Source organism: Deinococcus aestuarii, from assembly GCF_018863415.1.
In the GTDB taxonomy this organism is placed as follows: domain Bacteria; phylum Deinococcota; class Deinococci; order Deinococcales; family Deinococcaceae; genus Deinococcus; species Deinococcus aestuarii.
In genome coordinates, this window is the sequence record NZ_JAHKSN010000003.1 from 265408 (window position 1) to 275000 (window position 9593).

Annotated in this window: 9 protein-coding genes (1 of these 9 running past the window's edge); 5 read left to right on the forward strand and 4 right to left on the reverse strand. The window is 70.9% G+C overall.

The window, feature by feature from the left end; all coding sequences use genetic code 11:
* Window positions 1-16: 16 nt before the first annotated feature.
* Together IC605_RS07130 and IC605_RS07135 are read right to left on the reverse strand one after the other, a co-directional pair.
* Window positions 17-1039 carry a branched-chain amino acid aminotransferase gene (locus tag IC605_RS07130; protein ID WP_216320951.1) on the reverse strand — a complete coding sequence of 341 codons (1023 nt, stop codon included), beginning with the start codon at window positions 1037-1039 and terminating at the stop codon, window positions 17-19.
* Window positions 1040-1080: 41 nt separating this feature from the next.
* On the reverse strand, window positions 1081-1872 hold the full coding sequence (locus IC605_RS07135) for a CPBP family intramembrane glutamic endopeptidase (protein WP_216320954.1): 792 nt from the start codon (window positions 1870-1872) through the stop codon (window positions 1081-1083).
* Between the two features lie 94 nt (window positions 1873-1966).
* On the opposite strand from IC605_RS07135, the gene IC605_RS07140 reads away from it, so the two are divergent.
* The 5 genes from IC605_RS07140 to IC605_RS07160 all read left to right on the forward strand — a co-directional run bounded on the left by IC605_RS07140 (window position 1967) and on the right by IC605_RS07160 (window position 7416).
* Entirely contained in the window at window positions 1967-2500 is a 534-nt protein-coding gene (locus tag IC605_RS07140; protein ID WP_246580504.1) for a hypothetical protein, read from the forward strand.
* Window positions 2501-2579: 79 nt separating this feature from the next.
* Window positions 2580-3941: an MFS transporter gene (locus IC605_RS07145; protein WP_343216531.1), complete on the forward strand. Its 1362-nt coding sequence runs from the start codon at window positions 2580-2582 to the stop codon at window positions 3939-3941.
* Between the two features lie 80 nt (window positions 3942-4021).
* On the forward strand, window positions 4022-4600 hold the full coding sequence (locus tag IC605_RS07150) for a Rad52/Rad22 family DNA repair protein (RefSeq protein WP_216320957.1): 579 nt from the start codon (window positions 4022-4024) through the stop codon (window positions 4598-4600).
* 702 nt (window positions 4601-5302) lie between these two features.
* Entirely contained in the window at window positions 5303-6739 is a 1437-nt protein-coding gene (locus IC605_RS07155; RefSeq protein ID WP_343216534.1) for a replication initiator protein A, read from the forward strand.
* A gap of 269 nt (window positions 6740-7008) precedes the next feature.
* Window positions 7009-7416 carry an ester cyclase gene (locus tag IC605_RS07160; protein WP_216320963.1) on the forward strand — a complete coding sequence of 136 codons (408 nt, stop codon included), beginning with the start codon at window positions 7009-7011 and terminating at the stop codon, window positions 7414-7416.
* A 54-nt stretch (window positions 7417-7470) separates the two neighbouring features.
* Here IC605_RS07160 and IC605_RS07165 read toward each other — a convergent pair whose 3' ends face one another.
* Together IC605_RS07165 and rpoD are read right to left on the reverse strand one after the other, a co-directional pair.
* Complete coding sequence (locus IC605_RS07165) at window positions 7471-8880, reverse strand: glycoside hydrolase family 140 protein (RefSeq protein WP_216320966.1); 1410 nt, start codon at window positions 8878-8880, stop codon at window positions 7471-7473.
* Window positions 8881-9099: 219 nt separating this feature from the next.
* Window positions 9100-9593 carry the final stretch of an RNA polymerase sigma factor RpoD gene (rpoD, locus tag IC605_RS07170; protein WP_343216532.1) on the reverse strand. 733 nt of this gene lie beyond the right edge of the window, so 494 of the gene's 1227 nt are visible here — the last part of the coding sequence; its start codon lies off the right edge, out of view; the stop codon is at window positions 9100-9102.

Below are 9593 nucleotides of genomic sequence, written 5' to 3' on the forward strand. Positions count from 1 at the left end.
CCCGCACCGGAGGAGATCACTCCACCTTGACGGTCCACCCCTCGGGCGCCTCCACGTCGCCGAACTGGATGCCCGTCAGCTCGTCGTAGAGGCGCCGCGTCACCGGGCCCACCTCGGTCTCGCTGTGGAAGACGTGGAAGGTCTCGCCGTGCTGAACCCCGCCGATGGGGGTGATCACGGCGGCGGTCCCGCAGGCCCCGGCCTCCGCGAAGTCGCCCAGGCGGTCGACGTAGACGTCCCGCTCCTCGACCTCCAGCCCCAGACGCTCCCTCGCCAGATACATCAGCGAGTCGCGGGTGACGCCCGGCAGGATCGAGGGCGAGCGCGGGGTGACGACCTTCCCGTCCCGCGTGATGCCGAAGAAGTTGGCCGAGCCGACCTCCTCGATCTTCGTGTGGGTCTCGGGGTCGAGGTAGATGCCGTCGGCGAAACCCTGGCCCCGCGCCTCCTGGCCGGGGAGGAGGCTCGCCGCGTAGTTGCCGCCCACCTTGGCCGCGCCCGTGCCGTTGGGGGCCGCGCGGTCGTAGCGAGAGACGACGAAGTTGGTGGGCGTCAGGCCGCCCTTGAAGTAGGGCCCCACCGGGAAGCAGAAGACCGAGAAGAGGAACTCGGGAGCGCTGGCGACCCGGACGTTGTGGCCCACGCCGATCAGGAAGGGCCGCAGGTAGAGCGCCCCGCCCGTGCCGTAGGGCGGGAGGTAGCCCAGATTGGCCCGCACGACCTGACGGCAGGCGTCGATAAAGGTTTCGGTGGGAACGGGCGGCATGAGCAGCCGGGCGGAGCTGCGGTGCATCCGCGCCGCGTTGCGGTCCGGGCGGAAGAGGTTGACCGAGCCGTCGCGGCAGCGGTAGGCCTTGAGCCCCTCGAAGCACTGCTGGCCGTAATGCAGCGCGCTCGACGCCTCGCTGATGTGGAGCGTGTTGTCCCCCGTGAGCGTGCCCCCGTCCCACGCGCCGCCCCGCCAGTGGGAGAGGTAGCGCAGGTCGGTCCGAAGGTAGTCGAAACCCAGCGTCGGCCAGTCGATGTTCGGGCGGCTCATGGCTCCCCACCCTAGCGCGGAAGCGGGAGGACGGGAGAGCCTCAGACCAGCCAACTCACGAGCGTCACGGTGACGTGCCAGCCAGCGTGCGCGAGCATCGCCGTCTCCAGGTTGCGGCGCCAGTACAGCCAGCCGAAAGCCACCCCCACGACCGCGTTGAGGAGGACGGTGCGCGCCACGACGGCAGGCGTCAGCTCGGTCGCCAGCCCCGCCGCCCCGAGGTGTCCGAGGCCAAAGAGCAGGGCCGAGACGATCACCGCCCCCCACATCACCCCGGCCCCAGGAGCGCCCCGTCCCCCCCACAGGACGCGCCAGCCGAGCCACGCGAGCAAGGTCATCACCCCCCAGCGCAGCAGGAGTTCCTCCGCGAGCCCCCCGTAGAGGACGCCCGTGAGCGTTTCGAGGAGGGAGCGGGGACGGCCCAGGCTGAGGGTGGCCCCCGCCGCGCCGAGCAGGGGCCGGGTAAGGGCGTCGAGCCCCACGAGGCCGACCCCGGTCACGGCCCCCACCAGGAGCCCGGCCACCCCGTCCCCCCGGGTGAAGGGCCGGTCCGAGAGCCCGGCGACCACCGAGCGCAGCCCCACCCTGGGGGCCAGGAGGACCCCCAGCGCCACGCTCCCGAGGATCAGAACGCCGGGCTGGATCAGCGAGAGGGCCGCGAGCAGGGCGGGGGAGAGGTCGCCCGGCAGGCTCGGCAGCGGCCCCTCGCCCCGCGCGACGCGTCCGAACAGGTCGAGCAGGGTGGGGTACAGCCCGAGCAGACCGACGAGGCCCACGGCCGCGAGCCGGGCGAAGGCGGGGAGGAAGGCGGGTGCAGGTCGAGCGGTCGTCATCGAACTCCCTTCCGGGCGGGGCGGTGAAAGAGGGCGTCCCCTGAAAGCCTCCCAAGGACGCACGCCGCCCCTCCCGTGCTGTACTGGGAGGATCATGACCGAAGACAGCATCCACGACGGCGGTGTGCCCCGCCAGGCCGAGGCCTCCTCCGACTCCGGCGCCGCCGCGCTCCGGCGCTGGCTGCCCGTGGTGGCGGGCGGCATCGCCGGGGCGGTCACGGTCACGCTGCTCAACGAGGGGGTCCGGCAGATCATGCCCCACGCGCCGCGCATGGAGGTGATCGGCGAGCGGGCGCTGAGCCGGTCGCTGGACGCGGTGGGGGTGGACCCTCCCCGGGGTGAGGACCTCTACCGCTGGACCCTGCTCGGCGACCTCGCCTCGAACACCCTGTACTACGCGCTCGTGGGAGTCGGCGACCCGCGGGGCGCCTGGGGCCGGGGAGGGGCCCTCGGGCTGGCGGCGGGGCTGGGCGCCGCGCTCCTGCCGAGGCCGCTGGGGCTGGGGCACCAGCCGGGGGCACGGGCGCCGCTCACCCCGCTCCTGACGGTGGGCTGGTACCTCGCGGGCGGGCTCGCGGCGGCGGCCGCGTACCGGGGGGCGGCGGGAGCGATGGAAACCTCCGCCTGACCGTCCCGCCCGGACAGCGGGGCCGGAGGGTGGCGCCCATGCCGCTCTCCCCCCGTCCGGGCGTGGCAGGATAGCGGCCGTGTCTGTGCCGTCCGCGCGTTCGTCCGCCTCCGCCCCGCCTCACATTCCTCGCGCCCTGAGCGCGGGTCTTTTGCTCGTGGTCCTCGTCGTCGCGTTCGAGTCGATGGCGGTGGGGACCGTGTTGCCGCGCGTCGCCGACGACCTGCGTGGCCTGGCCCTCTACGGCTGGGCGTCGAGCGCTTTCCTGCTCTCCAGCCTGTTCGGGGCGGTGGTGTTCGGGACGTTCTCGGACCGCCGGGGTCCGGCGCTCGGGGCCGCGCTCTGCCTGGCGGTGTTCGCGCTCGGGCTGCTCGTCGCGGGGCTCGCGCCCTCCATGTTCGTCTTCGTGCTCGGGCGGCTCGTGCAGGGCTTCGGGGCGGGAGGGCTGGCCGCGCTTCCCTTCGCCGTGATCAGCACCCGCTTCCCGGAGGCGAGCCGCGCCCCCATGCTCGCCGCGCTCTCGGGCGCGTGGCTGCTCCCGGCCCTCGTCGGTCCCCTGATCGCCAGCCTGATCGCGGACGCGTGGTCGTGGCGGGTGGTGTTCTGGGGGCTGACTCCCGTCCTCGCCGTCGTCGCGCCGCTGTGCGTGCTGCCGCTGCGGGGAGGGGAGAGGCGGGCGCCCGCGTCTGCCGACCCGCCCCTGTTGTGGCCCGCGCTGGGGCTGACCCTGGCGGCGGGGGCGCTCGTCGAGGGGCTGCGCCGCCCGGACGCGCTGGCCGTGCCCCTGGCCGTGCTCGGCATGGGCGGCATCCTCCTCGCGTCGCGCCCGCTCTTCCCGGCGGGGATGTGGCGCCTCGCCCCCGGGCTGCCCGCGGGGCTGATGCTGCGGGGCTGGGCGGCCTTCGGGCTGCTCGGGATGAACACCTTCCTGCCGCTCGCCCTGCACGAGTTGCGCGGCCTGAGCCTCACCCAGGCGGGCTGGCTGCTGAGCGTCGGCGGCGCGACGTGGACCCTGGGCTCGTGGGCACAGGCGGCCCTGGAGCGGCGCCTCGGCCCCGCCTCCCGCCCGGCGCGCATTCGCCTGGGGATGGTGGGCGTCTGCATGGGTCTGCTCGTCACGGCCCTCGCGGTGCTGGGGCACCTGCCCCTCTGGGCCGCCTATGCGGGGTGGATCGTGGCCGACTTCGGCATGGGGGTGGGCTACAACAGCAACAGCCTGCTCGCCCTGTCGAGCGTGCGCCCCGAAGCCTCCGGGCGGCTCTCCGGCCAACTGGCGAACATCGAGGTCCTGATGACGGCGGTGGCGGCGGGGACGGCGGGCGCGCTGCTCGCGCGGGTCCAGCCGCTGGACCGGGCCTTCACGCTCGCCTTCCTGGTCACCCTGCTGGGCTCCCTCGTCACGTGGGCGGCGGCGGGGCGGCTGAGGGGGAGGGGCGGCTGAGGCCGGGGGCGGCGAGGCGCCCCTCCCGCATCGTTACACGGCCACCCATCTCCACGGCCGGGCTTCGCTAGCCTGCGGGCGTGTCCTACCTGGAGGTCAAGGAGCAGTTGGCCGCCCCCTTTCCGGCCCGGCGCGTCTCGTGGAAACCGCAGGCGCTGAGCCGGGATCGCTCGTCGGCGCTGATGGTGGCCTTCATCGACGCCCGGACGGTGATGGAGCGCCTCGACGCCGTGTGCCCGGGCGACTGGGCCTTCGACGTGAAGCTCTTCCCCGGCACGCCCCCCACCGCCCGGGGCCGCCTGACCGTCCTGGGCCTCACCCGCAGCGACGTGGGCGAGGCGGGCGAGGGGGAGGCGGGCACCCTCAAGGCGGCGGCCAGTGACGCCCTCAAGCGCTGCGCCGTCCACTTCGGCGTGGGCCGCTACCTCTACGACCTCCCCGCCGCCTGGGTCCCCTGGGACGAGGCCCGCCGCGCGCCCGTCACCCCCGTGGCGCTCCCCGACTGGGCCCTGCCCGAGGAGGAGCGGATGGTCGGCGCCTCACACGTCCTGGGCGCCCTCGACACCCTGCGCTCCGGTCTGCCCCGCGACCTCGGGCAACTGCGGGAGGTCTACCGCCACGTCAGGGCCGCCCTCGACGCAGCCGAGCGCCCCTCCTGAAGAGGGGACGGCAGATCCCCTAGCTTTGCTGTAAAACGCCGTCCAGGCGCAGGCCAAGCCTCCGACACAGTGGGGGAGTTCAAGGCCCCAGGCCTTTATGCAAAGGGGTACCGATTTACTCGGCATGTCGAAAAAGGGGCCGGAGGCTCCAAATAGGCAATCTTCCCTCCTGGTGGGCTTCTAGCCTCCTGGAGAACATGCCGAGTAAATCGGTAGTCCCCGGGCTCTAACTACCGATTTACTCGGCAAGAAGTACCGATTTACTCGGCATCTGGTGCATATTCTGCCGAGTAAATCGGTAGAACAATTCACGCCGGGGTACCGATTTACTCGGCATCTAGTACCGATTTACTCGGCATCTTTCCAAAGTTATCCACAGCCCCCTCCCGATTTACTCGGCATCTTTGGGTCGCCAACTACCGATTTACTCGGCAGAAAGTACCGATTTACTCGGAATGTGAACACTGTTCACTACCGATTTACTCGGCAGAAAGTACCGATTTACTCGGCATCTTTTTTTTGCAGATGCCGTCTGACACGCAGTTTCGCCGGGCCGGGCCGCCCGCCCTTGATGTTGATCATCAATATCTTTTAAAAGAGAACTACATCCTAAAAATCAACATCAAGGGTGCATAGGGCAGGGCGAACCGGGCCGGGCAGGGTCGGGTATAGTTTCGGGCGGAGGCCTCCCCCTTGACATCCGTGGAGAAGAAACGCAGGGTCAAGCCCACGGCGCCCGCCGACATCGACCGCTTCGATGAGGCCAACTCGGCGCGGCTGGGGCTCATCTGCGTGCAGGAGCGCATTCCGAGCGATTACACCCGCTGGGACGTCCAGTTTGTCATCGACAACCGGGACGCGCGGCTGACCTGCATCTCGCCGAGCGAGTACGGGGGCGTGCCGCACGGCCTGGACGGCGATTTCGCCACGATCCTCAACGTGATGTATCTCGAACAGGGTGCTCCCGAGGACGGCGAGGTCCACACGACGGCCTACCAGCTCCTCCAGCGGGCGGGCTTTCCCGACTCGGGCCAGTACTACGCGTCGTTGCAAGAAAGCCTCGACCGCCTCAAGGGCGCGACGTACACGGCGAGCGAGTCGTGGCGCGACCACAAGCGGCAGCGCTGGACGACCGTCAAGTTCAACATCATCGAGCAGATCATGGCCGACACGCAGGGGGACACGTCCTTCGGGAGCGGCACCAGCCTCAAGGTCCGGCTCGCCCGCCCGGTCGTGCAGAGCATCCGCGAGCGGTATCTCAAGCCGCTCGACATGACCTTCGTCCTCAGCCTCAAGCGCTCGCTGACCCGCAGCCTCTACCGGGTCCTCGACGCCCACCGCTACGACCCCCAACACCCGCAGGCCCCCGCCGAGGTCTTCCGCATCCAGCTCCAGCAGTGGGCCCGCGAGTGCAAGTTGCGCGAGACGGTGCCCGCCCGCATCAAGCGCAACCTGGAAAGCGCCCACACCGAACTGCTCGAACGCGGTTACCTGCGCTCGGTGACCTACGAGGGGACCCGCACCGACACCGTGATCGTCTACGAGTTCGGCGACCTGCCCGCCACCGCGCCCGCCCCCGAGCCCGTCATCGAGGTAATTCCCGACGCCCCCGTAATCGACGCCCTGCGCCGCTACGGGGTGGCGCACACGGTCGCCCGCAAACTCGTTCAGGACCGGGGCGAGGGGCACGTCACCGCGCGGCTGGAAAAGTTCGAGGCGATGATGGGCGCCGGGTACCGGGCCCGCAACAAGGGCGCCCTGCTCGTGGACGTGATTCGCGACGACGAGGGCAAGTACCTTGACCCCCGGGGTGCCTTGCCCGAGCCGGGACGTGTGGTCCAGGGCGCCCGCCTCAGCGAACTCGCCCGCCGCGAGGCGGAGGAGACCGAGCGCCTCACCACCGCCGTCGAGCGCGAGTTCCTGGCCCTACCCCCCGACGAGCAGGCCGCCCGCGCGGTCACGCAGGTGCGGCTCTTCGTGGGGCGCGAACTGCGCGAGGACCACCTGCGGCGCCTGCTGGTCGCCCTGCAAGCGGGTGAGCTGGAGCCCTACGGCCTGTACCGGGAGGTCATGCGCGCCGCCTCCGAACTGCGTCTCCCGGAGTTCGCCGAGCAGATCCGGGACGCCTACGGCGCCTGAGGCCGGAAGCCGAGAGCCGTACGCTGGAAGTGGATCACACCCTCAGGCCACAATGCCCCTCTTTCCTCACAGGAGCCACGAGAAGGCCCCTCGTGATCGCCAGTCGAGAATCAGTCCACCGGCCACATCAGAGGGGCCTTCACGGCCCGGACAGAGCGTTTTTGAATCTCCGGGCCCGCGAACGTCAGGGGACCGGGAGTCTTTCCGTGTGTACGACGCTGTTTCCTGATGCCACACCCACCCCGCCCCGATGGGAGCACAATGCCGGGGTGACCGAACCCCGCGAGGTGACCCTGGCTCCCGTTCACCGGTTCTACGAGATGTACGACACCCACGATCCGGGCCTGCTCGACGGCCTGCTGGCCCCGGAGTACGTCGGGGAGGTCAACGGCCGGCGTGTCGTGGGGCCGGAGGCGGCCAAAGGGGTGATCGGCGCGTTTCTCGCCGCCTTCCCCGACGTCCGGTATGGGGTGGAGGAGACCCTGGTCGAGGGCCACCGGGTCCTGACGCGCTGGCGGGCCGTCGCCACCCACCTCGGGCCCTTCGAGGGCGTGCCACTGAGCGCACGTCAGGTCACGATGACCGGCATGACGCTCTTCCACATCGCCGGGGAGCGGATCGCGGCGCTCTGGACCGTGTGGGACGTTCACGGGCTGCTCGAACAGGTGCGCCCGTAGGTCGAAAAGAGCGGGGCTGGCGGGTGGGCCAGGCGCCCCCCTCCCTGGCCGGGTTCAGAGGGGTTCCAGCCGCAGGAGCCAGTCCTCGCCGCGACCGCGTGACGGGGCCGTGAAGGTGGCCCGGCCCGGCGCGGTGACGGGGCCGATGCGTGTGGTCTGCCCGGTTCGGGGATCGAACCACGACGCTTGCAGCACAGGGCGCCCCAGGCCTTCGAGGCTCACCGTGGCCGCGCCGCCGTCGGGCAGGTACACCCACGCGTAGTCCGGGCCGCGCAGGGCCACCACGGGCCGCACGCCCGAGAAGCCCCCCTCCACCAGGCTGGCGTCGGGCCGCCGTCCCTGGGCCGGGCGCGACGCCAGCAGGGCCTTGAGGTGCTCCAACTGGCGCACCCCCGGCGCCCCCAGCGCCCGGAGCCAGGCCCGGTCCCCGTCGTACACGTCGAAGCCCCAGATCAGGCGGTGGCCGTAAGCGTGCCCCGCCGCCCCCGCGAACATGCTCCAGTACGCGACGTTGCGCACGTCCACCTCGTCGGTGAAGCCGTTTTGCCGGTCGTGGCAGACCGCGTGGTCCTCGTACACCGGCTCGGCGTTGATCACCGGCTTGATCGGTGTGCGCCCGAAAGTGCTCAACACCTGGGCGGCCTCCTGCACGTCGCGGCAGTGCCCGGTCTGCCACACATTGAAATCGAGCCAGGGCTCGTCGTGGAAGAATTCCGCCGAGGTCTTGCCCCCGCGGGGGTGGTAGGTCATCAGCGCCCGGTCACGGCCCCCGGACCCCTGCTCGATCCCGTCCGCCATCGCCCGCCAGACCGCGCGCTGCGCCTCGGTCTCCGGGTTGCGGTCCCCGCCCAGCATCCAGATGACCGGCTTGTTCCCGTACCGCTGCCCCAGGAAGGCGCCGTAACTGCGCGCCGACTCGGGCGTGAAGATGGGCTCGTCGTTCACCCAGCGCCCCCAGCTCGGCAGCAGCGTGACGTGCAGACCCAGCGAGGCGGCCTCGTCCACGACGTAATCCACGTGGTCCCAGTAGTCGTATTCGCCGGGGGACGCCGGGTTGTTCCCCGGGGTGGTCAGCGGGCGCGAGGGGTCCTTGCCCGCCAGCGGCAGGTCACCCTGGGCGTTGGGCACCGTCAGGCCGTCCATCTCGGCCAGGGCGACCGCCTGGATCACGGTGAAGCCCTGGCTCCGGCGGGTGCGGAGGTAGGTGCGGGCATCGTCGCGGTTCAGCCGGTGAAACAGCTCCCAGCCGGTGTCGGCCCAGTACAGGAAGGGCCGCCCGTCCGCGTGTTGCAGCCGCCGCCCGTCGGGCGAGACTTCCAGCCGTGCGGGAGTCGCCGGGGCAGGGGAGGCGGAAGCGGCGGGACGGGCGCCCGGGCCCTGCGCCGCCCCCGTGGTGATCAACAGGCCCAGGGCGAGGGCCGCCCACCGCCGGTTCGGAGGACGGGCGGCTTTTCCTGTCGTCAAAGTTCCAGGATTCGACATCTGCCCGAACTGTAGGGGACGAGGCTGAAGCCTTTCTGTTTGCCTCCCTCATCCGGGCCCACCCGGCGGCGGGGGAGGGGAGACTCACGCCCGCGCGGATGTGGCGACGCTTCCGCCTCCCCGTCCGGTCGGGAGTCACCCCTGTGCCCGGCAGCAGAAGACCGCCCCCACGGGAGGAGGGCGGCCGGGCAGGGGCGGGGCTTATTCCAAGAAAGCTTGGAGCTTGCGGTTGTGGCCTTCCTGGTACTTGAGCTTTCTGAGGGCCTTGTTCTCGATCTGGCGGACGCGCTCGCGGGTCACGTTGAGGTACTGCCCGACTTCCTCGAGGGTGTGCTCGCGCCCGTCGATAAAGCCGTTGCGCAGCTTCAGGACGAGGGCTTCCCGCTCGCCCAGCAGGTCGAAGGCCCGCTCCAGCGCCTCCGAGAGCAGCACCTGATTGGCGCTCTCGACCGGCGAGACGAACCGCTCGTCCGCGATGAAGTCGCCGTAAAAGGAATCGCCCTCGTCGCCGATGGGGGTCTCCAGCGAAACGGGCTCCTGGCGCACCTTCTGGGTGTCCTCGACCTTGGCGGCGTCCCAGCCGGGGCCCATCGCCTCGGCGAGTTCCTCGTTGCTGGGCTCGCGCGACAGCTCCATCTCCAGTTGCCGCGACATGCGCGAGAGCTTGTTGATCGTCTCGACCATGTGCACGGGCA

Bases quoted from the DNA above. Each gene is read 5' to 3' on its own strand.
- IC605_RS07130 (WP_216320951.1), bottom strand. From the start codon at position 1,039: ATGAGCCGCCCGAACATCGACTGGCCGACGCTGGGTTTCGACTACCTT.
- IC605_RS07135 (WP_216320954.1), bottom strand. From the start codon at position 1,872: ATGACGACCGCTCGACCTGCACCCGCCTTCCTCCCCGCCTTCGCCCGG.
- IC605_RS07140 (WP_246580504.1), top strand. From the start codon at position 1,967: ATGACCGAAGACAGCATCCACGACGGCGGTGTGCCCCGCCAGGCCGAG.